Source organism: Glutamicibacter sp. AGC84 (assembly GCF_053543575.1).
Genome location: NZ_JBLVOC010000005.1, coordinates 228,471 through 249,037 on the forward strand (window position 1 = coordinate 228,471; position 20,567 = coordinate 249,037).

Consider the following 20,567-nt stretch of genomic DNA (forward strand, 5'->3'; position numbering starts at 1 on the left):
CGGAGCCGGCACCGCAAACGGCCAACGAGGGATTTGCATCACAATGCAGGCCCCGCAGAGGACCGGAATTTCCTAAATTATCCAAGCCCCCAGTAGACTATTTCTAGTTCGTTTGCGAACCGCGCAGACGAAGAATGTCTTCTGTAAATGTTTCTAGGAGGAACTTGTGGCAAAGGCAAAGTTCGAGCGCAACAAGCCGCACGTCAACATTGGTACCATCGGTCACGTTGACCACGGTAAGACCACTCTGACCGCGGCAATCTCCAAGGTTCTGGCTGACAAGTACCCAGACCTGAACGAACAGCGCGACTTCGCTAACATCGACTCGGCACCGGAAGAGCGCCAGCGCGGTATTACCATCAACATCTCGCACATCGAGTACCAGACCGAGAAGCGCCACTACGCACACGTAGACGCTCCAGGTCACGCTGACTATGTCAAGAACATGATCACCGGTGCTGCTCAGATGGACGGCGCAATCCTCGTTGTTGCCGCTACCGATGGCCCGATGGCTCAGACCCGCGAGCACGTTCTGCTGGCCCGCCAGGTTGGTGTTCCAACCCTGATGGTTGCACTGAACAAGTCGGACATGGTTGATGACGAAGAGCTGCTCGAGCTCGTGGAGATGGAAGTTCGCGAACTTCTGTCCTCGCAGGGCTTCGATGGCGATGACGCTCCAGTGATCCGCGTTTCGGGCCTGAAGGCTCTGGAAGGCGACGCAAAGTGGGTTGCAGCTATCGAGGAACTGATGGATGCAGCTGACAGCTTCATTCCAGACCCAGTTCGCGACCGCGACAAGCCATTCCTGATGCCAATTGAAGACGTCTTCACCATCACCGGCCGCGGTACCGTTGTTACCGGTCGCGCCGAGCGTGGCACCCTGGCTATCAACTCGGAAGTTGAGATTGTTGGCATCCGCCCAATCCAGAAGACTACCGTTACCGGTATCGAGATGTTCCACAAGCAGCTCGACGAAGCATGGGCTGGCGAGAACTGTGGTCTGCTGCTTCGCGGTCTGAAGCGCGACGATGTTGAGCGTGGCCAGGTTATCGTAGCCCCAGGCTCGATCACCCCACACACCAACTTCGAAGCTAACGTCTACATCCTGTCGAAGGACGAAGGCGGACGTCACAACCCGTTCTACTCGAACTACCGTCCGCAGTTCTACTTCCGCACCACCGACGTAACCGGCGTTATCACCCTCCCAGAGGGCACCGAAATGGTTATGCCTGGCGACAACACCGAAATGTCGGTTGAGCTGATCCAGCCAATCGCCATGGAAGAGGGCCTCGGCTTCGCAATTCGCGAAGGCGGCCGCACCGTTGGTTCGGGCAAGGTAACCACCATCACCAAGTAGTCTCTACTTGATGAGGTAGTTCCCTAGTGAACTGAAAAGAATCCCCCCAGCACTTTTGTGCTGGGGGATTTTTTTCGTTAAATACGAGCCCCAGCTAGTGAATATATCTAGAAGGTGGTCTAATTGGAGGGCGCGACAATTCGCTAAGTGGGGGAGTGGCATCAATGATGGGCTGGATCATCGTTTCTATCATCTTGGTCCTATTGGCCTTCGGCCTCGGCCGGCGCCAGGGGAGTCGGGATAAATCGCAAAGCCAGCCGCAGCTTGATGCGCTGGGCGAAGCGTGGCAGCAAGGCTACGACGAGGCAGTGAAGTACCTGGGGCAACCCGGGCCGCCGGGTGCCTCGGCACCGGCTGCTGCCCAAGCGCCGGGGGTCCCCGCACAGCCGCTCGAAGCGCAGCCTGCAAGCCGCAAAGATGCAGCGCCGGCCGCATCGATGGCACCTTCCAGCCAGCCATACCTCCAGCCAGCGGCGGCCGATGCTGCCCGCGCGTACCGCGCGCCGCTCCCCACGGCCACCCTCCAGCCTGCTGCACCGGTTAAGCCAATCAAGGTGCTCACCAAACGCGAGCGCGAACTGCGCAACATCAACATCACGCTGTACGTCGCGGCCCTGATGATCGTTGCCGCCGGCGCACTCTTCCTGAGCTTCGCGCTTCCGCCACTGTCAAAGCTCATCGCCTTATTCCTGCTGTCTGCCGCTTTCTACGGCGGAGGCCTGGTCACCTTCGCAGTGAAACCGTCCTTGCGTCCGGCAGGAGCCGCCTTTGCCGGCACCGGGCTGGCTTTGTTGCCGCTGTGCGCCATCGCTACCTACAGCACGGTGAACATATCCGGCCCGGCGACCTGGCTGGTTTTCTCAGCCATCGGCACATTAGCCGTGGGCTACGCAACACTGACGTTCAAGTCCCGTGTTCTGGCGTGGGTTGCCGTGCTGATTCTGGTCAGCACCGCCATGGCCGGCGCGGCCGCGATGCAGCGTGGCGTCCTGTACTACATGCTGATCCTGCTGGTGCTCTCTATTGCGCTGATGCTCTTGGCGGTACGCAGCGAAAGGATCCGCCACTCAATCTTCTTCCGGGCCCTGCACGGCACCGCGCAGCTGCTGCCTGCGTTTGTCTTTGCGTTGTCGGTGATCCTCTTGGAGATGCTCGCCAGCCGGGATTTGTTCTGGATCTTCGCGTTGCTCACCGCCCAGTTGCTGCTCAGCGTCAGGCTGTTGCCCAACCTGCGGCTGCTGCGCACCTACGCTGCCCGCGCTGCTTTCATGGCGATGCTCGTGGCCGGCTGCAACTACCTCGGTTTCTCCGCAACGAGCAGCTGGCTGGTGCTCGCCTTCGCCTTCGGGCTCCAAGCCGTAGCGGTATTGCTCTGCTCCACCGGCTACCAGCAGAGGCTGGGATTGGCGCGCAGGCACCTGCAAAGTGAACGTGCGGTGCTGTGGTGCTTAGCGGTGGCTTCGGTGATCGGCGCGTTTCTCTACGCGCAGGGCTTCGAGGCCTTCGTGCTCAGCTACATCGCGGTTCCGATCTTCATGGCGCTGGGCATTCCCGGCTTGCTGCGCAGCGCCAAGCTGGAAGTTGGAGTCATCGCGGTTCTTCCCCTGGTGGCGCTGGTAGATATGCAGAACCACAGTTGGCGCCCGCTGGTGGTATTCGCCCTGGCCCTGCTCGGGCTTTCGCTGGCTCAGCGCAACGCCCGGAACCTGCGCAGGGAAATGACGCTCCATGCGCGCTGGGTCGTTACCCTGGTTGGCGCAGGCGTGCTTGGTGCTGCTCTTGATGAGCTCACGGCTGGGGACTATGGAAATCCTGACGGCTCATCCCCGTTGATTGCGGTGCTCTTCGTGCTGTTCATCTTGTGGGCGGCGAATCTGGCGAGCCGTGCCGTGCTGGATTCCGGCATGGCGCAGGGGCACCGGCTGGGACGGGTGGGCGCTTCGGCTTTGCTTGGCGTGGTGCTGCTCTTCAGCCTGCGCCTGCTGACAACCGCTGGCGACTATTCCTACGCCAGCGAAAGCACCGTGGTGTTCCTGGGTATCGGCGGGCTGGCGTGGTTCATCACTGGCCTTGTGCTCGCAGTTGGCCTGGTCATTGCCTCGGGTTGGCGGCTTCGCGATATTCCTGCACAGCGCCCCGAGCTGGAACAGCCGATCAACGTCGCTGCGGCCTGCCTGCTGATGGGGCTTTATGCGCTCAGCTTCGGCAAGGAGATCTGGCCGCTGGCAATCCTCATCGGGGCGGCAACCTTGGGCTATTTCATCTGGAGCTTGCGCCGCAGCACCAATGCGCGGTGGAAGATCCTCTATGCAGCGTTGGCCCAAGTGCTCTTCAGTTCCATGGTGTGGTGGATTGCCTACAGCATGGAATTCGACATCCACGGCCGGTTCTGCCTGCTGCTGGTTTCGATAGCCGTCCCGCAGCTGCTCCGCTTGCTGGCTAGCATCCACGACGGCAAAGCACTGCGCCGGGAATTGCGCTGTATGGCAGTGGGACTGCTCGCTGGCATTCCACTGGCGACGCTGGCCTACGGGCAGTTCGCGGGCGGCATGGATCGGGGAACGATCCTCTTGGCCTGCTTATTCTTCGGGCTGCACGGGCTGGCCGCGTTCAAGGCCGAGACCAGCTTGACGGTGGCCAAGCGACAGCTCTATCTATTTGCCCCGATCCTGGCACTGATCCTGCTGATCAGCATTCCGGCACTGGCCATGGAAGATGCGACCGGATGGGTCCGCTCTACGTGGTGGAGTTCCCAGGTTGCTTGCGCCATGCTGCTGGCCCTGAGCCTGGCGGCACTCGTGCTTGAATGGCGGTTGCGCGCCAACAAGTCGTACTCGATAGCCCTGGGCCTGGCCATCTTCCTTCCGGCGGCGGGGGCCGCCGCATGGCAGGCGGGGTCGTGGTGGGCAGTGGGTGCGCACCTGCTGCTGGCCCTCGGCTTCATCCTGCTGGTGCACACGCGCAAGAGCGCCTGGTACGCGGCCGGTGCCGCCATCATGCTGTGCGTCGCTATCCTGCGTGCAGTCTTCGAGGTGCGGCAAGCCGGTGGGGCAGTGGTGCTAGAACCGATGGATGCCGCATGGGCGCTGGTTGGCGCGGGCCTCGCGCTGTACCTGCTGGCAATCTTCCATGGGCGAATGAAGGACCCCATTCCCGGCTATCCTGAATTCGGCTACCTCCATGCCGATCCGCCCGGCAGCGCCTCGCGCTTGTATTTCGCGGCAATGCTCCTGGCCCTCTTGCTGGCCGGTGGCATCGCCCATCTGGATGGCGGCGCGATTTGGCAGGTGGCCGGCGGAGCGCTGCTGGTCTTCGGCGTTGCGGTGCTGGTGCGGCTCTTTGAACTTCCGCGGCGGCTGGTGCCCTACGCGGTGGACGTCTTCATCCTCCTGGGCGCGGTGCTGGCGCTGGGCAGCTATGCCCAGATCCTTGGCACACCACGGGCCAGCAATTTGGCGGCCTACGCCTGCATTGTTGCAGTAGTGCTGGTCGCGTGGCGCAATATCAGGGCCAACGCGCGATTGGAGAGGGCATACCTGCTGGCCGCCTCAGTGGCCGGCAGCCTGGCCTTGCTCGCCGCACTGGTCCAATCCAATGGTGTTGCGCAGGCGATCGGCCTGGTCTTCTTCGGTGGATTGGTGGCCTGGGGCTTGAAGCTGGGGGAGCGGTTGTTCATTTGGTGGGGTGCGGCGGCTATCACCTTGTCCGTCTTGTGGTTCCTGCGCGATTTGGCATTCCTCTGGCTGGTGGTCATTGGCTTGGGGCTGATTGCGGCCGCGGTCTTCAAGCTGGTGAAGGTCGACAAGCAGAATTCGCTGCCCGTGAGGCCGCAAAACCCTGTTGATCCACCGATCCCCGCGGGGCAGGAGCCGTCCGGGCAGGACCGGCCGCGCGAGGTGTGAGGTCAAGATCACGGGCGCGGATAGGCATAAAAGATTTGCGCGATCGTTGCCGACCTGTCAGACTAGATAAGTTGCTTCAATGCAACCCGGTCCCCATTTATGGGGTAACCGGTCTGGTTTGAACGACCGGGATCGACTCTCACGCAGGATAATGCCTGGGGTTCGGGATCGATACGACTGCTTCAAACTATAAGGCCCTTCGATAAAGTGAAAACTTTGTGGGAGTGTTGTGACTGAAAATTTCACGACACGCCCGAGCGCGGGGGTCGGAGCCTCCTGCGGGTGAGGAACCCGGATCTGATCCGGATTCAGCCGCAGAGCAAGGCGTGCCGGTCTGCAAGGACCCGTATATAGGCACAGAAACTTTAGATAGTGCTAACAGAAAGAGGCATGACGCCATGGCGGGACAGAAAATCCGCATCCGGCTGAAGTCGTATGACCACGAGGTCATTGACGTTTCGGCCCGGAAGATCGTTGAGACGGTCACGCGCGCAGGCGCAACCGTAGTCGGCCCAGTGCCGCTGCCAACGGAGAAGAACGTGTACTGCGTTATCCGTTCGCCACACAAGTACAAGGACAGCCGTGAGCACTTCGAAATGCGCACGCACAAGCGTCTGATCGACATCGTCGATCCGACCCCGAAGGCTGTTGATTCGCTGATGCGTCTCGACCTGCCAGCGGATGTCAACATCGAAATCAAGCTTTAAGGGGAGGTGGCGAGAAAACTATGACCGCAACCCGTAATTTCAAGGGCCTGCTGGGCACGAAGCTCGGCATGACCCAGGTTTGGGATTCGAACAACAACCTGATCCCTGTCACCGTCGTGCAGGCTGATAGCAACGTTGTCACCAAGCTCATCAACGAAGAGCGCGATGGCTACACCGCAGTTCAGATCGGCTACGGCCAGATCGATCCTCGCAAGGTCACCAAGCCACTGGCTGGTCACTTCGAGGCTGCTGGCGTCACCCCACGTCGCCACTTGGTAGAACTGCGCACTGCAGACGCTGCCGAGTACACCGCAGGCCAGGAACTTTCCGTAGAGGTCTTCGAAGCTGGCCAGAAGGTCGACGTCGTAGGCACCTCGAAGGGTAAGGGCTTCGCCGGCGTTATGAAGCGTCACAACTTCCACGGTGTTGGCGCATCGCACGGTGCTCACAAGAACCACCGTAAGCCAGGTTCCATCGGCGGCGCATCGACCCCAGGTCGCGTTTTCCGTGGACAGAAGATGGCTGGTCGCATGGGTGCTGAGCGTGTTACCACTCAGAACCTGACCATTCACGCTATCGACGCTGAGAAGAACCTCCTGCTGATCAAGGGTGCCGTTCCAGGCGCCCGCGGCCGCGTCGTTCTCGTACGCAACGCCGTGAAGGGAGCATAAGTAAATGACTAAGGCACTTAACGTCGAACTGCCTGCAGAGATCTTCGACGTACAGACCAACGTCCCGCTGCTGCACCAGGTTGTCGTTGCACAGCTTGCTGCTGCCCGCCAGGGTACCCACAAGACCAAGGACCGCTCCGAGGTTTCGGGTGCAGGTCGCAAGCCGTTCAAGCAGAAGGGTACCGGCCGCGCCCGTCAGGGTTCGATCCGTGCTCCGCACATGACCGGCGGTGGCATTGTCCACGGTCCAACCCCACGTGATTACTCGCAGCGTACCCCGAAGAAGATGAAGGCTGCTGCACTGCGCGGCGCCCTGTCTGATCGCGCACGCTTCGATCGCGTTCACGTGATTGAGAACTTGGTTGCTGGCGAAACGCCTTCGACCAAGGATGCTCTGGCTACCTTGCGTTCGCTCACCGAGCGCAAGAACCTGCTTGTCGTCATCGATCGCGCCAACGATGTTGCAGCCCTTTCGGTTCGCAACCTCGTCAATGTGCACGTTCTGTACGTCGACCAGCTGAACACCTACGATGTTCTGGTTTCGGATGACGTAGTCTTCACCAAGGCTGCCTTCGATGCCCTGGTCCAGAAGGAGGAAGCCAAGTGAGCGCGTTCTCAAAGGCTCCACACGACGTGGTCATCGCACCTGTCGTATCGGAAAAGAGCTACGGTCTGATCGATCAAGGTCAGTACACCTTCGAGGTGGCACCAAGCTCCAACAAGTCGGAAATCAAGTACGCCGTTGAAGCGATCTTCAACGTCAAGGTTGACTCCGTAAACACCATCAACCGAGCTGGTAAGCGCAAGCGCACCCGCTTCGGGTGGGGATCGCGCAAGAGCACCAAGCGCGCCATCATCACCTTGAAGGACGGCTCGATTGACATCTTCGGCGGTCCGCTTTCCTAAGCGGAGACCACTTTAACGAGGAATATTAATAATGGGAATTCGTAAGTACAAGCCGACTACCCCGGGCCTTCGCGGCTCGTCGGTAGCCGACTTCGCAGAAATCACCCGATCGACTCCGGAAAAGTCGTTGGTTCGTCCCCTGACCAAGTCAGGCGGCCGTAACAACACCGGTAAGATCACCACCCGTCACAAGGGTGGCGGACACAAGCGCGCCTACCGTGTTATCGACTTCCGTCGTCACGACAAGGACGGCGTTCCGGCAAAGGTCGCTCACATCGAGTACGACCCGAACCGTACCGCTCGTATCGCACTGCTCCACTACGTGGACGGCACCAAGCGCTACATCATCGCACCGAACAACCTCAAGCAGGGTGACCCAATTGAGGCCGGCGCAAGCGCCGACATCAAGCCAGGCAACAACCTGCCACTGCGTAACATCCCGGTTGGTACCGTGATTCACGCTGTTGAGCTTCGCCCAGGCGGCGGCGCTAAGATGGCTCGTTCCGCTGGTGCATCGATCCAGCTGGTAGCCCGTGAGGGCCGCTACGCCCAGCTGCGTTTGCCTTCGGGTGAAATCCGCAACGTTGATGTGCGCTGCCGCGCAACCATCGGCGAAGTTGGCAACGCTGAGCAGATCAACATCAACTGGGGCAAGGCCGGCCGTATGCGCTGGAAGGGCGTACGCCCAACCGTTCGCGGTGTTGTCATGAACCCAGTTGACCACCCACATGGTGGCGGTGAGGGCAAGACCTCCGGTGGTCGTCACCCGGTCAACCCTAACGGTAAGCGTGAGGGACGCACCCGTCGTCCAAACAAGGAAAGCGACAAGCTCATTGTGCGTCGCCGCAAGACCGGCAAGAACAAGCGATAGGAGCCTGGAAACATGCCACGCAGCCTGAAGAAAGGCCCCTTCGTCGATCAGCACCTGTTCCTAAAGGTCGTTGCTGAAAACGATAAGGGCACCAAGAACGTCATCAAGACGTGGTCCCGCCGTTCGATGATCATCCCGGACATGCTGGGACACACCATCGCCGTACACGACGGTCGCAAGCACATTCCTGTGTTCGTAACCGAATCGATGGTTGGACACAAGCTCGGAGAGTTTGCCCCAACCCGTACGTTCCGTGGCCACGTGAAGGACGACAAGAAGGGCAAGCGCCGCTAGGCCCCGCAAGGGTACTAGTATCGCTTAGCACTTCTTCGATAGACGAGAGAAGGATAGCAATGGAAGCCAAGGCAATTGCGCGTCACATCCGCGTAACGCCTATGAAGGCCCGGCGCGTCGTCAACCTTGTTCGTGGTCTGCAGACCAACGAAGCACTGGCCATCTTGAAGTTTGCCCCACAGGCAGCTTCGGAGCCGGTATACAAGGTTGTCGCATCGGCAGTGGCTAACGCCCGTGCCGCCGCGGACCGCGCAGGTGAAGCATTCAATGAGGACGAGCTGTTTATCAGCGAAGCGTTTGTTGACGAAGGTCCGACCATGAAGCGGTTCCAGCCGCGTGCACAGGGTCGCGCATTCCAGATCAAGAAGCGCACCAGCCACGTGACTGTGGTTGTTTCAACCACGCAGAAGGGTGGGGAGAACTAAATGGGACAGAAGATTAACCCGAACGGTTTCCGTCTCGGCATCACCACCGATCACGTTTCCCACTGGTTCGCTGATTCCAGCAAGCCAGGCCAGCGTTACGCTGACTACGTGAAGGAAGATGTCCAGATCCGCGCCCTGCTGTCTAACGGCATGGATCGCGCTGGCATCGCCCGCGTCGAGATCGAGCGTACCCGTGACCGCGTACGTGTGGATATCCACACTGCACGTCCAGGTATCGTCATTGGTCGTCGCGGTGCAGAAGCTGACCGTATTCGTGGCGAGCTGGAAAAGCTCACCAAGAAGCAGGTTCAGCTGAACATCCTCGAGGTCAAGAACCCTGACATGGAGGCCATGCTGGTCGCCCAGGGCATCGCCGAGCAGCTTGCTTCCCGCGTGGCTTTCCGCCGTGCGATGAAGAAGGCAATGCAGTCGGCAATGCGCGCTGGTGCCAAGGGCATCCGCGTTCAGTGCTCCGGTCGACTTGGCGGCGCAGAAATGTCCCGCAAGGAGTTCTACCGCGAAGGCCGTGTGCCACTGCACACCCTGCGCGCGAACATCGACTTCGGCAAGTTCGAAGCCAAGACCACCTTCGGCCGTATCGGCGTGAAGGTCTGGATCTACAAGGGTGACGTAACCGCCAAGGAACTGGCTGCACAGCAAGCTGCTGCTCCAGCTCGTGGCGGCCGCGGTGGCGGCAACGACCGTCCACGTGGCGGCGAACGCCGTCGTCGTAACGATCGCAAGGGCGCTGCAGCTCCGGCTGCGGAAGGAGGACAGGCTTAAATGCTTATCCCACGTCGTGTGAAGTTCCGCAAGCAGCACCACCCAAAGCGTTCGGGTGCTGCCAAGGGCGGTACCACCGTTGCTTTCGGTGAGTACGGCATCCAGGCGTTGACCCCGGCTTACGTGACTAACCGTCAGATCGAAGCCGCTCGTATCGCCATGACCCGTTACATCAAGCGTGGCGGTAAGGTCTGGATCAACATCTACCCAGACCGTCCGCTTACCAAGAAGCCTGCCGAAACCCGCATGGGTTCCGGTAAGGGTTCGCCGGAGTGGTGGGTCGCCAACGTAAAGCCAGGACGAGTCATGTTTGAACTCGGTGGCGTCAGTGAAGAGGTAGCTAAAGAGGCATTGCGTCTTGCAATCCACAAGCTGCCAATGAAGGCACGCATCGTGCGTCGTGAAGGTGGTGAATAGGGATGTCTATCGGCTCGAAAGACCTTAGCATTGAGTCCCTGGACGGCTTCGATACCGCTCGTTTGAACGAGGAATTGAAGAAGGCCAAGGCAGAACTGTTCAACCTGCGTTTCCAGTCGGCTACCGGCCAGCTGGATTCCCACGGGAACCTGAAGACCATCAAGCGCGATATTGCACGCATTTACACTGTGCTGCGCGAGCGCGAGCTGGGCATTCGTCAGGATGTCGTTGTTCCGGTTGAAGAAACCAAGAAGGATTCCAAGTAATGAGCGAGAAGGAGAACGGTGTGGATAACGCTACCGAGCGTAACGACCGCAAGACCCTCCGTGGTTACGTGGTATCTGACAAGATGCAGAAGACCATCGTCGTAGACGTTGAGGACCGTGTTAAGCACGCCCTTTACGGCAAGGTCATGCGTCGCAACAAGAACGTGAAGGCTCACGACGAGAACAACGACGCCGGCATCGGCGACTTGGTTGTCATCGCTGAGACCCGCCCGCTGTCTGCTGACAAGCGCTGGCGTCTCGTTGAGATCGTGGAGAAGGCTAAGTAAGCTTTCGCTCCGATTTCACGGATCTCGTGATTGGAGAATGCCCCGAACACTTCGCAAGAAGAGTTCGGGGCATTTCTGTCTTAAAAAGCAGTGAATAAAATGCCACACTGGACTATGGAACAGATCAGGAAACTGCGTCCCGCTGGCCTTGTCAACTCTCCAGCTTTCAGCCACGTAGCCATCGTCCCGCCGGGTGCCACGACTATCTATGTTGGCGGGCAGAACGCCGTAGACGGCACAGGGCAGCTGATCGGAGCCGGGGATGCCGCAACGCAGGCGACCAAGGCACTGGGAAACTCCAAGCTCGCACTGGCGGCGGCCAGCGCGGGATTCCAGGATGTAGTGCAGTGGAACGTGCTGCTGGTGGAAGGAACCGACGTCAACAGCGTCTATGGAGCCATAGGTGAACAGTTGGCAGCCACTGAACCACCCCTGGTGTCTGCAGCCTTCGTCGCGAAGCTCGGTGTGCCAGGTGCGCTGGTTGAAATCAGTGCCGTGGCGGCAGTACTGCCAGACTAGGCTCTGCCCTTTCGATAGGTAACAGGGGAGTAGCCCAAGACTTTGCGGAAGTCTGCCGCTAGATGGGCTTGATCCGCATACCCCATTTCCGCTGCGATGCCAGCGATAGAAACTGCAGTGTCTGCGCGCAGCCGATGAGCAGCCTCTTGCAAACGGTACCGCCGAATCACCGCCAGCGGAGCCAGTCCCAAATACCTTTCCGAAATCCGTTGCAGACTGCGTGTACTGAGCGACAAGCGATGGGCCAGTTGGGAGACCCTTACGATTCCGCGCTCCGCTGCGACGGTGTCGAGCAGCTTATTAGCTTGGAGGCCAGAACTTGTGGCTGCTGGAAGGTGAGCGGTGAGCCACGAATCGAAGAGCTCGGCACAGGCCGAACCGGAGTTCCCGTGGCCTGGTTGAGTCTTCATCCTTGTTATCGAGGCCAGCAGCCCAGGTGCGCTGAACTGGATTTCCTGGTCCAGCAACTCTGCGGGGGACACATTGAGAGCCTGCGCAGCCGCTGGGCGCAACAAGGCGGAGACTGCCCAACTGCTCCCGGACAGGTCGCGGTGCGAAGCGCCGCTGGCCGGGCCGGATAGCGTAATGCCTTCTGGCTCAATGACCAGATTCATTTGCGGAAAGGGCAGGAGTTGTTGCCGTGAGGTACGTCCGGGCGCGATGTTCCAATCCACCAGCCAAAACCAGGAGACCAATTCCTGCAGTCCTGGACCGGGGGAGAATCGCTCGATTGCCGATAGCCGGGCAGGATAGAGAACGCCTCGCGGATCCGGTGCTGATTCCATGGCCTCTACCACCCGTGCGGGTTGTCGCATATCTACAAGAACCAGCGTGCCACACAGGCTTAGCCTAGGGACATGGAAAATCAAGATGAAGTCACGCAAGGTGTGACGGGAATGCATACAACTGCCGGTGTCCCTCATGGATTCACCAGTCTGACGCCATTCTTGACTGTGCCCAACACAAGGGCAGCGCTGGGATTCTATGAAGAAGTATTCGGTGCGACAGTGGTAGATTCCATCGAAATGGGAGGCGTTGTCGTGCATGCAGAAATTGCATTCGGCAATGGCCGTTTGCAGATCGGGGAACCTTCGCCGGCCTACGGACTAGTCAGCCCGCCAGCTGCGCCGAATGCCTGCTATTCCTTGGGTTTCTACTGCGAAAACGCAGATGAGGTGGTGGCCAGGGCCGAGGCTGCCGGTTCCAGTATCCGAGAACCACTGGGCAACTTCGTCTCGGGTGACCGCTTCGCTTCGATTCTGGATCCCTTCGGTGTGCGCTGGTCCATCATGTCCAGGGTGGAAGACCTGTCGCTGGAAGAGAGCGCCCAGCGCGTCGCGCAGTGGGCCTCGCAGCAGTGATGAAGAAGCCAAGGGCAGTCGCAATCGCATCGAGCCGCTATCGTACCTAGGCGGAAGTGTCCTTGCCGGAATTGTCGTCTGCTTCGAATAGGCTCGGATGATGATGACGATGACGCGTGCCCGAAAACCATCCCTGGGATGGCCTATGGGTACGCTTCTTGTTGCTTCCCTAGCTATTGGTATTCTCCCGTATCTGGGTTTCCCCGGTGCAGGATTGATTCCCAAGGTTCAGGCATTCCAACCATATCTGTTGTTCTTCCCGGCAGTGGTTCTGGTTATCGGGCTACTGCGCAAGCAATGGCTCATCAGCGGGTTCGTGCTGGTGTTCCTGCTCTGCGGTGCACTGCCCAACGTGCAATGGAGCTCTCCCGCTGGCCAGACCGGAAACGGCAGCTCCGAGCTGGTTCTCCTATCGTTCAATGCCTTGAAGGCAGGAGCGAACCCGGCGCAGCTAGCTGAACTGATCAGGGACACGGATCCGCAGATTCTCGTCCTTGTTGAAACCAGCGAACCAATGCACCAGCAGCTCGCAGCGCTGGACGCGCTGGATGGATTTGGCTATCGGAGCCAAGAGGCACCCGCCGGGGGAGAACGGGATACCGTGATTTTCTCAAAGTACCCATTGCAGGAACGCTCCACCGATCTGGATTCAGCGGACACCGGTTGGTACTCCTTGCCGGTTGCCGATGTGCAGGCACCCGGTGGGGTCGTGCGAGTGGCCGGCATCCATGTCTATCCGCCGGTTGGCGATGCGCAACGATGGAGCCAGGGCTTGGAAGCAGTCATCGACTGGTCGAATCAGCAGCGGGATCATCCCGTTATCCTTGCTGGCGACTTCAACTCCGTTCGCTCCCATCCAGGATTCCGTGCCCTGGGGGACGGGTATGCGCAGGCTGATGGAGTCTGGCCCCGCGCGACCTGGCCAGCCGGCCGAAGCTTCCCGCCATTGATCGGCATTGACCATATCGTGGCGAAGGGCCTGTCCATCACGGGCTCTTCTTCTCACATCATCGACGGCTCGGATCATTTTGCGGTGAGCGCCACGGTCGAATTCCGTCGCTGAGCAATGATTCCTGCCGGTGACGGCCGGATGCTGGAGCTGCCCAGGGCTGACCGAAAAATAATTTCACTTTTGGCGATTCAGCCGCTTTTCATCCACGGCGGCGCATGGGCGACCTCGAATGGCACCCTGATGCCGCCGCAAGCGACCAGTTGCCCAACTGGATGGCAGCACCAAAACCCCGAAATTCAGCGAATCTGCGGTGTCCAAGGTGTGACGAACGACGCTCGCTTTTCTCTTACCACACCATTTCGGATTCGCGCCACTCTAGGCTAGACTTAAGAATCTGTGCGCATCATGCCCGGGGACTATCCACCTTCGACATAATGCAGTGCGGTCCAAATCCGTTTGGCCGCGCAAGTGCAGCCTCGATATTTTACGCCTCGGCCCTGCCGGCATTTGGGATCAGCATTCGGTGCGCCCGCGCCAGTGGGGGTAAGCGATACGTATCGTGGAGACCATATCCGTTCCGCAAGGCTCATTCATGAGAACCAGCGAGACGACAGGAGTAAGAAGTGATTCAGCAGGAGTCGCGACTTAAGGTTGCCGATAACACTGGTGCTAAGGAAATCCTTACCATTCGTGTTCTTGGTGGCTCGAAGCGTCGCTACGCAAGCATTGGCGACACCATTGTCGCTACCGTCAAGGATGCAATTCCTGGCGGCAACGTAAAGAAGGGCGACGTCGTAAAGGCAGTCGTCGTTCGCACCAAGAAGGAAATCCGTCGTGCAGACGGTTCCTACATCAAGTTCGACGAGAACGCTGCAGTTATCCTCAAGGGTGACGCTGCCGATCCTCGTGGTACTCGTATTTTCGGCCCAGTGGGCCGCGAGCTTCGTGACAAGAAGTTCATGAAGATCGTTTCGCTGGCTCCGGAGGTGCTGTAACCATGGGCGCAAAGATCAAGAAGGGTGACCTGGTTCAGGTCATCGCTGGCAAGGAACGTGGCTTGCAGGGCAAGGTCCTGAAGGTCATTACCGAGTCCAACCGCGTGCTGGTCGAAGGCGTTAACCGCGTCACCAAGCACACCAAGGCAGGTCAGACCGAATCCGGTTCGACCACCGGCGGCATCGAGGTTGTTGAGGCTCCAGTGCACGTTTCCAACGTTGCAGTGGTTGACCCAGAGACCAAGAAGCCAACCCGCGTCGGCTTCCGCGAGGAAACCGTAGAAAAGAACGGCGTGTCCAAGACTGTACGCGTTCGTTACGCCAAGGCTTCCGGAAAGGATCTGTAATGACTGAAGCAGCCACCAAGATCCAGCCACGTCTGAAGGCTAAGTACGCAGCTGACATCCGCCCTGCCCTGCAGGAGCAGTTCAACTACGCCAACCCAATGCAGGTACCATCCCTGACCAAGGTTGTCGTGAACATGGGTGTTGGCGAAGCAGCCAAGGACTCGAAGCTCATTGAAGGCGCCGTACGCGACCTGACCGCAATTACCGGTCAGAAGCCAGTGGTTACCAAGGCCCGCAAGTCGATCGCACAGTTCAAGCTGCGCGAAGGCATGCCAATCGGTACCCACACCACCCTGCGTAACGATCGCATGTGGGAATTCGTCGACCGCCTGATCACCCTGGCACTGCCTCGTATCCGCGACTTCCGCGGCTTGAGCGACCGCCAGTTCGATGGCAATGGCAACTACACTTTCGGTCTGACCGAACAGTCGATGTTCCATGAAATCGATGTGGACAAGGTTGACCGCGTACGTGGTATGGACATCACTGTCGTTACCACCGCCAAGACTGATGACGAAGGCCGTGCCTTGCTTAAGGCTCTGGGCTTCCCATTCAAGACCAACAACTAATCTCACTACGTTACAGGTCCGCTAAGGAAACCGTAACGAGGAAGGGCTGAAGCCCACATGTCTATGACAGATCCAGTCGCAGATATGCTGACTCGTCTGCGCAACGCCAACTCGGCTTACCACGACACTGTGTCGATGCCGTCGAGCAAGCTGAAAGTGCGCATTGCTAACATCCTCAAGGAACAGGGCTACATCGCCTCGTTCGAGGAAGTTGCAGCAGAAGTCGGCAAGACTCTGACTATCACTTTGAAGTACGGCCCATCGCGCGAGCGTTCGATCGCTGGCGTACGCCGTATCTCCAAGCCAGGTCTTCGCGTTTACGCAAAGTCCACCAACCTGCCTCACGTGCTCGGTGGTCTTGGTATCGCTATCCTGTCCACCTCCTCCGGTCTGCTTACTGACCGTCAGGCTGCAAAGAAGGGCGTGGGTGGGGAAGTCCTCGCCTACGTCTGGTAACGGGAAAGGGGAAACATACAATGTCACGTATTGGACGTCTTCCGATTTCCGTACCTGCCAACGTTGAGTTGAACGTCGACGGCCAGCTGGTCGCCGTCAAGGGTCCTAAGGGTGAACTTTCGATCACCGTTAAGGCTCCAATCACCGTTGCCAAGGACGAGAACACTGTTACCGTCAGCCGCCCGAACGACTCCCGCGAGGCTCGTTCGCTGCACGGTCTGACCCGTACCTTGATCAGCAACATGATCACTGGTGTAACCGATGGTTACGAGAAGAAGCTCGAAATCCACGGTACCGGTTACCGCGTACAGGCTAAGGGTGCCGAGCTGGAGCTTGCTCTGGGCTACTCGCACCCAGTGAAGGTTGCTGCCGTTGAAGGCATCACCTTCTCGGTCGAGGGCAACAACAAGATCACCGTTGCCGGTATCGACAAGCAGCACGTCGGTGAAGTTGCCGCTAACATCCGCAAGCTGCGCAAGACCGAGCCTTACAAGGGCAAGGGCATTCGCTACGCTGGCGAGATCATCCGCCGCAAGGTCGGAAAGGCTGGTAAGTAATCATGGCTATCGGAATCAAGGGCAAGAGCAAGTCCGCTCAGCGCGGTCGTCGTCATCAGCGTTTGCGCAAGCACATCGTTGGTACCTCCGTTCGTCCACGCCTGGTTGTCAACCGCTCGGCTCGTCACATCTTCGTACAGATCGTAGACGACTCGCAGGGTATCACCCTGGCCAGCGCATCGACCATGGAAGCAGATCTTCGCGCAAGCGATGCCGACAAGACCGCAAAGTCCAAGCGCATTGGTGAGCTCGTTGCAGAGCGCGCCAAGGCTGCTGGCATCGAAGCAGTTGTCTTCGACCGCGGTGGCAACAAGTACCACGGTCGCGTGGCTGCTGTTGCTGACGGCGCACGTGAAGGTGGGCTGGCACTGTGAGCGAAGCAACTAACAAGAAGGAAACTCAGGTGTCTGAAGCTACTGAAGCAGTCGAGACTGCATCGGCTCCCGCTACCGAGAACGCAGGATCCCGTCGCGGCGAAGGCCGCGGTCGTGGTGAAGGCCGTGGACGTGGCGAAGGCCGCGGTCGTGGTCGTGACCAGAAGGATAGCCGCAACGAAGACAAGGACAAGTTCCTTGAGCGCGTTGTAGCTATCAACCGCGTCTCCAAGGTCGTCAAGGGTGGTCGTCGCTTCAGCTTCACCGCACTTGTGGTCGTTGGCGACGGCAACGGTATGGTCGGCGTTGGCTACGGTAAGGCCAAGGAAGTTCCTGCTGCTATCGCAAAGGGCGTAGAAGAGGCCAAGAAGTCCTTCTTCCGCGTTCCACGCGTTGGCACCACCATTCCACACCTGGTCAAGGGTGAGGCCGCCGCTGGCGTTGTCTTGCTCCGTCCAGCAGCTCCTGGTACCGGTGTTATCGCCGGTGGCCCAGTGCGCGCCGTGTTGGAGTGCGCAGGCATCCACGACATCCTGTCGAAGTCGATGGGTTCGCAGAACCAGATCAACATCGTTCAGGGCACCATTGCTGCACTGAAGGCTCTGGAAGAGCCTGAAGCTGTTGCAGCTCGCCGCGGTCTTCCGCTGGACGAGGTTGCACCAGCAGCAATGCTGCGTCACATCCAGGCCCAGAAGGCAGGTGCTTAATCAATGGCTAAGAACATTGTTCCAAGCGATGCCAAGCTGGCAATCACCCAGGTCAAGTCCATCATTGGTGGAAACCAGAGCCAGCGCGACGTTGTTCGCTCGCTGGGTCTGAAGCGCATCGGTCACACCGTTGTTCGCACCGCCGATCCTGTGACTGTTGGCATGGTCAACAAGGTCCCACACCTGCTGAAGGTCGAGGAGGCGAAGTAGAGATGGCTGAAGAAAAAGCACTTAAGGTTCACCACCTGCGCCCAGCTGAGGGTGCCAAGACCGCTAAGACCCGCGTGGGTCGCGGTGAGGGCTCCAAGGGTAAGACCGCAGGTCGCGGTACCAAGGGTACCAAGGCTCGTTACCAGGTGAAGGCAGGCTTCGCAGGTGGTCAGCTTCCGCTGCACATGCGTCTGCCAAAGCTGCGCGGCTTCAAGAACCCATTCCGCGTCGAGTTCCAGGTTGTAAACCTGGACAAGATCTCGGAACTGTTCCCAGAAGGTGGCGAAGTCACCGTCGAGGCACTGGTTGCCAAGGGCGCCGTTCGCAAGAACCAGCCTGTCAAGGTGCTGGGCACCGGCGACATCACGGTTAAGGTTGACGTGAAGGTTAACGCCTTCTCGACTTCCGCTTCCGAGAAGATCGCTGCTGCTGGCGGCTCGGCAAACACCCTCTAATACAGGGTCAAGCCTTTGAATGGTCCCGGTTCGCGTTGAGCAATCAACGTGAACCGGGACTTTCTTTTTCTCTCGGCGAAACATTCTAAGATTTCTTATAATTGCTTGGCTGATTAGTCGGTTTAGGATCATTCCTGCAAACATTTGTGTGCATTTCGTGTGGCGCATTTGGCAGGATTGCCTAACAGACCGCTAGAATCGTTAGGTCTGGGAAGAATCTCTTCCTCAGGCTCAAGCACTTACTTCAGGAGGACGCTTGTTCAGCGCCATAGCCCGAGTTTTTCGGACGCCTGATCTGCGCAACAAGTTGCTGTTCACGCTTGGGATCATTGCGATCTATCGTGTCGGTGTATTCATTCCCGCTCCGGGCATTGATTACAGCAACGTTCAGCAGTGTCTGGCAATGGGTGAAACCACCGGTGGACTTTATTCATTCGTGAACCTGTTCAGCGGCGGCGCCCTGTTGCAGGTCTCGGTTTTCGCAATGGGAATCATGCCGTACATTACTGCGGCAATTATCGTCCAGTTGCTGCGTGTGGTGATCCCGCACTTCGAGGCCCTGCACAAGGAAGGCCAGGCCGGCCAGGCCAAGATGACGCAATACACGCGTTACCTGACCATCGCCTTGGCACTGCTTCAGGGAACCACCTTGGTCACCCTGGCCCGTACCGGCAGCCTGTTCCCAAGCTGCACCCTTCCGCTGGTCCCGGATGACTCGTTGATTGTCATCCTGCTGATGATCATCACCCTTACCGCAGGCACCGGCCTGATCATGTGGATGGGCGAGTTGATCACCGAGCGCGGCATCGGCAACGGCATGTCCATCCTGATCTTCATCTCCATCGCTTCGGGCTTCCCATCCTCGATGGGCGCCATCTTCCAGGCGCAGGGCATCATGACCTTCATTGGCGTGCTGCTGGTGGGCTTGTTGATTGTAGCCCTGGTGGTCTTCGTCGAGCAGTCCCAGCGACGTGTTCCGGTGCAGTACGCCAAGCGCACCGTGGGACGCCGCACCGTGGGCGGCACCTCCACCTATATTCCATTGAAGCTGAATATGGCGAACGTGATCCCAGTGATCTTCGCCAGCTCCATCCTGGCTTTGCCGCAGATGATCGTTCAGTTCAACCAGAACGATGACGGCACCTTGCCCCAGTGGGCGATGTGGCTGCAGGAGCACTCGGCAACTTCATCGCCGTGGTACATGCTGGTGTACACCTTGATGATCATCGGCTTCACCTACTTCTATGTTGCGATTACCTTCAACCCTGAAGAGGTCGCCGACAACATGAAGAAGTACGGCGGATTCATTCCGGGCATTCGTGCTGGTCGTCCGACCGCCGATTACCTGCAGTACGTGATTTCCCGTATTACCTTCCCGGGCGCGTTGTACCTTGCGTTCGTTGCGTTGATCCCGCTGATTGCCTTCGTGCTGTTCAACGCTGACCAAAGCTTCCCATTTGGCGGTACATCGATCCTGATTATGGTTGGTGTGGGTTTGGAAACCGTCAAGCAAATCAATGCTCAAATGCAGCAACGGAACTATGAAGGGCTTCTGCGATGAGTCGACTGCTTATTATTGGACCACCCGGTGCCGGCAAAGGCACCCAGGCCGTAAAGATCTCCGAGCGCTTGGACATTGTCGCCATCTCGACCGGCGACATCTTCCGTGCCAACGTCAAGGGCGGAACCCCGCTGGGTCTCGAAGCCAGCAAGTACATTGACAACGGAGACTTTGTCCCTGATTCGGTCACCAACAACATGGTTGAAGACCGCCTGAACCAGGACGACGTCGCCAAGGGCTTCCTGCTCGATGGCTACCCGCGCACCAGTGCGCAGGTGGACGCGCTGGATGCGATGCTGGCCAACAAGGGCATCGCCCTGGACGCAGTGCTGCAGCTGACCGCTGATGACGACGAGCTGGTAGCCCGTCTGCTGAAGCGTGCGCAGATCGAAGGCCGCGCCGATGACACCGAAGAGGTCATCCGCCACCGCCTGGGCCTGTACAACGACGAGACCCGCGTCGTTGTGGAGCGCTACGAGGAACGCGGCATCGTGCGCAAGGTCGACGGCCTGGGCGCTATCGATGAAGTCACCGAGCGTGTTCTTGCAGCGTTGAACGTCAACGCCTAGACACAAGCGTTACAACGCGCAGGGACCGTGCAGCAACAATGGATGTTGC

General features: G+C 58.9%; 28 protein-coding genes. 27 read left to right on the forward strand and 1 reads right to left on the reverse strand.

Going from position 1 to position 20,567, the window contains the following annotated elements; translation table 11 throughout:
- Window positions 1-166 precede the first annotated feature (166 nt).
- The 14 genes from tuf to ACNPN0_RS02925 all read left to right on the forward strand — a co-directional run bounded on the left by tuf (window position 167) and on the right by ACNPN0_RS02925 (window position 11,405).
- On the forward strand, window positions 167-1,357 hold the full coding sequence (gene tuf / locus ACNPN0_RS02860) for an elongation factor Tu (protein WP_105657666.1): 1,191 nt from the start codon (window positions 167-169) through the stop codon (window positions 1,355-1,357).
- A gap of 155 nt (window positions 1,358-1,512) precedes the next feature.
- Window positions 1,513-5,259: a hypothetical protein gene (locus tag ACNPN0_RS02865; protein WP_448938841.1), complete on the forward strand. Its 3,747-nt coding sequence runs from the start codon at window positions 1,513-1,515 to the stop codon at window positions 5,257-5,259.
- A 398-nt stretch (window positions 5,260-5,657) separates the two neighbouring features.
- On the forward strand, window positions 5,658-5,966 hold the full coding sequence (gene rpsJ / locus ACNPN0_RS02870) for a 30S ribosomal protein S10 (protein ID WP_013349689.1): 309 nt from the start codon (window positions 5,658-5,660) through the stop codon (window positions 5,964-5,966).
- 20 nt (window positions 5,967-5,986) lie between these two features.
- The gene (gene rplC / locus ACNPN0_RS02875; RefSeq protein ID WP_013349688.1) at window positions 5,987-6,637 is read left to right on the forward strand and encodes a 50S ribosomal protein L3; all 651 of its coding nucleotides are present in this window, start codon (window positions 5,987-5,989) and stop codon (window positions 6,635-6,637) included.
- 4 nt (window positions 6,638-6,641) lie between these two features.
- Window positions 6,642-7,244 (forward strand): 50S ribosomal protein L4, encoded by a 603-nt coding sequence (gene rplD, locus ACNPN0_RS02880; protein WP_105657664.1) that lies wholly within the window; start codon window positions 6,642-6,644, stop codon window positions 7,242-7,244.
- Entirely contained in the window at window positions 7,241-7,543 is a 303-nt protein-coding gene (rplW, locus tag ACNPN0_RS02885; RefSeq protein ID WP_013349686.1) for a 50S ribosomal protein L23, read from the forward strand. The genes rplD and rplW overlap by 4 nt, the downstream gene beginning before the upstream one ends.
- 31 nt (window positions 7,544-7,574) lie before the next feature.
- Window positions 7,575-8,414: a 50S ribosomal protein L2 gene (rplB, locus tag ACNPN0_RS02890; protein ID WP_105657663.1), complete on the forward strand. Its 840-nt coding sequence runs from the start codon at window positions 7,575-7,577 to the stop codon at window positions 8,412-8,414.
- Window positions 8,415-8,426: 12 nt separating this feature from the next.
- Window positions 8,427-8,708, forward strand: coding sequence for a 30S ribosomal protein S19 (rpsS, locus tag ACNPN0_RS02895; protein ID WP_013349684.1), 282 nt, complete (start codon window positions 8,427-8,429; stop codon window positions 8,706-8,708).
- A gap of 59 nt (window positions 8,709-8,767) precedes the next feature.
- Window positions 8,768-9,133, forward strand: coding sequence for a 50S ribosomal protein L22 (rplV, locus tag ACNPN0_RS02900; RefSeq protein WP_013349683.1), 366 nt, complete (start codon window positions 8,768-8,770; stop codon window positions 9,131-9,133).
- Entirely contained in the window at window positions 9,134-9,916 is a 783-nt protein-coding gene (gene rpsC, locus ACNPN0_RS02905) for a 30S ribosomal protein S3 (RefSeq protein WP_013349682.1), read from the forward strand. It begins immediately after the preceding gene.
- Window positions 9,917-10,333 carry a 50S ribosomal protein L16 gene (gene rplP, locus ACNPN0_RS02910; protein ID WP_105657662.1) on the forward strand — a complete coding sequence of 139 codons (417 nt, stop codon included), beginning with the start codon at window positions 9,917-9,919 and terminating at the stop codon, window positions 10,331-10,333.
- 2 nt (window positions 10,334-10,335) lie between these two features.
- Window positions 10,336-10,599, forward strand: a complete 264-nt coding sequence (gene rpmC / locus ACNPN0_RS02915; protein ID WP_105657661.1) for a 50S ribosomal protein L29 — start codon at window positions 10,336-10,338, stop codon at window positions 10,597-10,599.
- Window positions 10,599-10,886, forward strand: coding sequence for a 30S ribosomal protein S17 (gene rpsQ, locus ACNPN0_RS02920; RefSeq protein WP_105657660.1), 288 nt, complete (start codon window positions 10,599-10,601; stop codon window positions 10,884-10,886). Before rpmC ends, rpsQ begins: the two co-directional genes overlap by 1 nt.
- Before the next feature lie 99 nt (window positions 10,887-10,985).
- Window positions 10,986-11,405 carry a RidA family protein gene (locus ACNPN0_RS02925; protein ID WP_402695896.1) on the forward strand — a complete coding sequence of 140 codons (420 nt, stop codon included), beginning with the start codon at window positions 10,986-10,988 and terminating at the stop codon, window positions 11,403-11,405.
- On the opposite strand, the gene ACNPN0_RS02930 is transcribed toward ACNPN0_RS02925, so the two are convergent.
- Window positions 11,402-12,190 (reverse strand): helix-turn-helix domain-containing protein, encoded by a 789-nt coding sequence (locus ACNPN0_RS02930; RefSeq protein ID WP_133833626.1) that lies wholly within the window; start codon window positions 12,188-12,190, stop codon window positions 11,402-11,404. The two genes, ACNPN0_RS02925 and ACNPN0_RS02930, sit on opposite strands and share 4 nt — an antisense overlap.
- Before the next feature lie 72 nt (window positions 12,191-12,262).
- Between ACNPN0_RS02930 and ACNPN0_RS02935 the strand changes: the two genes are divergently transcribed.
- From ACNPN0_RS02935 to ACNPN0_RS02995, 13 genes are all read left to right on the forward strand, one after another.
- On the forward strand, window positions 12,263-12,766 hold the full coding sequence (locus tag ACNPN0_RS02935; RefSeq protein ID WP_448937642.1) for a VOC family protein: 504 nt from the start codon (window positions 12,263-12,265) through the stop codon (window positions 12,764-12,766).
- Between the two features lie 145 nt (window positions 12,767-12,911).
- Window positions 12,912-13,829: an endonuclease/exonuclease/phosphatase family protein gene (locus tag ACNPN0_RS02940; RefSeq protein WP_448937643.1), complete on the forward strand. Its 918-nt coding sequence runs from the start codon at window positions 12,912-12,914 to the stop codon at window positions 13,827-13,829.
- Between the two features lie 512 nt (window positions 13,830-14,341).
- Window positions 14,342-14,713, forward strand: a complete 372-nt coding sequence (gene rplN / locus ACNPN0_RS02945) for a 50S ribosomal protein L14 (RefSeq protein ID WP_013349674.1) — start codon at window positions 14,342-14,344, stop codon at window positions 14,711-14,713.
- Window positions 14,714-14,715: 2 nt separating this feature from the next.
- On the forward strand, window positions 14,716-15,060 hold the full coding sequence (gene rplX / locus ACNPN0_RS02950) for a 50S ribosomal protein L24 (protein ID WP_013349673.1): 345 nt from the start codon (window positions 14,716-14,718) through the stop codon (window positions 15,058-15,060).
- Entirely contained in the window at window positions 15,060-15,629 is a 570-nt protein-coding gene (gene rplE, locus ACNPN0_RS02955; RefSeq protein ID WP_038992189.1) for a 50S ribosomal protein L5, read from the forward strand. Before rplX ends, rplE begins: the two co-directional genes overlap by 1 nt.
- Before the next feature lie 57 nt (window positions 15,630-15,686).
- A complete protein-coding gene (gene rpsH, locus ACNPN0_RS02960) occupies window positions 15,687-16,085 on the forward strand; it encodes a 30S ribosomal protein S8 (RefSeq protein WP_013349671.1) in 399 nt (132 codons plus the stop codon).
- A 20-nt stretch (window positions 16,086-16,105) separates the two neighbouring features.
- Window positions 16,106-16,642, forward strand: a complete 537-nt coding sequence (gene rplF, locus ACNPN0_RS02965) for a 50S ribosomal protein L6 (protein ID WP_105657655.1) — start codon at window positions 16,106-16,108, stop codon at window positions 16,640-16,642.
- Between the two features lie 2 nt (window positions 16,643-16,644).
- Entirely contained in the window at window positions 16,645-17,016 is a 372-nt protein-coding gene (rplR, locus tag ACNPN0_RS02970) for a 50S ribosomal protein L18 (protein WP_105657654.1), read from the forward strand.
- Between the two features lie 29 nt (window positions 17,017-17,045).
- The gene (gene rpsE, locus ACNPN0_RS02975; protein WP_181148849.1) at window positions 17,046-17,723 is read left to right on the forward strand and encodes a 30S ribosomal protein S5; all 678 of its coding nucleotides are present in this window, start codon (window positions 17,046-17,048) and stop codon (window positions 17,721-17,723) included.
- A gap of 3 nt (window positions 17,724-17,726) precedes the next feature.
- A complete protein-coding gene (gene rpmD, locus ACNPN0_RS02980) occupies window positions 17,727-17,933 on the forward strand; it encodes a 50S ribosomal protein L30 (RefSeq protein WP_073705901.1) in 207 nt (68 codons plus the stop codon).
- Window positions 17,934-17,935: 2 nt separating this feature from the next.
- On the forward strand, window positions 17,936-18,388 hold the full coding sequence (rplO, locus tag ACNPN0_RS02985) for a 50S ribosomal protein L15 (protein WP_105657652.1): 453 nt from the start codon (window positions 17,936-17,938) through the stop codon (window positions 18,386-18,388).
- 256 nt (window positions 18,389-18,644) lie between these two features.
- Complete coding sequence (gene secY / locus ACNPN0_RS02990) at window positions 18,645-19,949, forward strand: preprotein translocase subunit SecY (protein ID WP_105657651.1); 1,305 nt, start codon at window positions 18,645-18,647, stop codon at window positions 19,947-19,949.
- Window positions 19,946-20,518, forward strand: coding sequence for an adenylate kinase (locus tag ACNPN0_RS02995; protein ID WP_105657650.1), 573 nt, complete (start codon window positions 19,946-19,948; stop codon window positions 20,516-20,518). The genes secY and ACNPN0_RS02995 overlap by 4 nt, the downstream gene beginning before the upstream one ends.
- Window positions 20,519-20,567 lie beyond the last annotated feature (49 nt).

Excerpts from the sequence above, each read along its gene's own strand:
- rpsJ (WP_013349689.1), top strand. The coding sequence starts at position 5,658 with ATGGCGGGACAGAAAATCCGCATCCGGCTGAAGTCGTATGACCACGAG.
- rplD (WP_105657664.1), top strand. The coding sequence starts at position 6,642 with ATGACTAAGGCACTTAACGTCGAACTGCCTGCAGAGATCTTCGACGTA.
- ACNPN0_RS02940 (WP_448937643.1), top strand. The coding sequence starts at position 12,912 with ATGGGTACGCTTCTTGTTGCTTCCCTAGCTATTGGTATTCTCCCGTAT.
- ACNPN0_RS02995 (WP_105657650.1), top strand. The coding sequence starts at position 19,946 with ATGAGTCGACTGCTTATTATTGGACCACCCGGTGCCGGCAAAGGCACC.
- rpsQ (WP_105657660.1), top strand. The coding sequence starts at position 10,599 with ATGAGCGAGAAGGAGAACGGTGTGGATAACGCTACCGAGCGTAACGAC.
- rplC (WP_013349688.1), top strand. The coding sequence starts at position 5,987 with ATGACCGCAACCCGTAATTTCAAGGGCCTGCTGGGCACGAAGCTCGGC.
- rplB (WP_105657663.1), top strand. The coding sequence starts at position 7,575 with ATGGGAATTCGTAAGTACAAGCCGACTACCCCGGGCCTTCGCGGCTCG.
- rplP (WP_105657662.1), top strand. The coding sequence starts at position 9,917 with ATGCTTATCCCACGTCGTGTGAAGTTCCGCAAGCAGCACCACCCAAAG.
- ACNPN0_RS02930 (WP_133833626.1), bottom strand. The coding sequence starts at position 12,190 with ATGGAATCAGCACCGGATCCGCGAGGCGTTCTCTATCCTGCCCGGCTA.
- rplX (WP_013349673.1), top strand. The coding sequence starts at position 14,716 with ATGGGCGCAAAGATCAAGAAGGGTGACCTGGTTCAGGTCATCGCTGGC.
- ACNPN0_RS02925 (WP_402695896.1), top strand. The coding sequence starts at position 10,986 with ATGCCACACTGGACTATGGAACAGATCAGGAAACTGCGTCCCGCTGGC.
- rplO (WP_105657652.1), top strand. The coding sequence starts at position 17,936 with ATGGCTGAAGAAAAAGCACTTAAGGTTCACCACCTGCGCCCAGCTGAG.
- rplV (WP_013349683.1), top strand. The coding sequence starts at position 8,768 with ATGGAAGCCAAGGCAATTGCGCGTCACATCCGCGTAACGCCTATGAAG.
- rplE (WP_038992189.1), top strand. The coding sequence starts at position 15,060 with ATGACTGAAGCAGCCACCAAGATCCAGCCACGTCTGAAGGCTAAGTAC.
- rpsC (WP_013349682.1), top strand. The coding sequence starts at position 9,134 with ATGGGACAGAAGATTAACCCGAACGGTTTCCGTCTCGGCATCACCACC.
- rpsH (WP_013349671.1), top strand. The coding sequence starts at position 15,687 with ATGTCTATGACAGATCCAGTCGCAGATATGCTGACTCGTCTGCGCAAC.
- ACNPN0_RS02935 (WP_448937642.1), top strand. The coding sequence starts at position 12,263 with ATGGAAAATCAAGATGAAGTCACGCAAGGTGTGACGGGAATGCATACA.
- rpmD (WP_073705901.1), top strand. The coding sequence starts at position 17,727 with ATGGCTAAGAACATTGTTCCAAGCGATGCCAAGCTGGCAATCACCCAG.
- rplF (WP_105657655.1), top strand. The coding sequence starts at position 16,106 with ATGTCACGTATTGGACGTCTTCCGATTTCCGTACCTGCCAACGTTGAG.
- rplR (WP_105657654.1), top strand. The coding sequence starts at position 16,645 with ATGGCTATCGGAATCAAGGGCAAGAGCAAGTCCGCTCAGCGCGGTCGT.
- rpsS (WP_013349684.1), top strand. The coding sequence starts at position 8,427 with ATGCCACGCAGCCTGAAGAAAGGCCCCTTCGTCGATCAGCACCTGTTC.
- rpmC (WP_105657661.1), top strand. The coding sequence starts at position 10,336 with ATGTCTATCGGCTCGAAAGACCTTAGCATTGAGTCCCTGGACGGCTTC.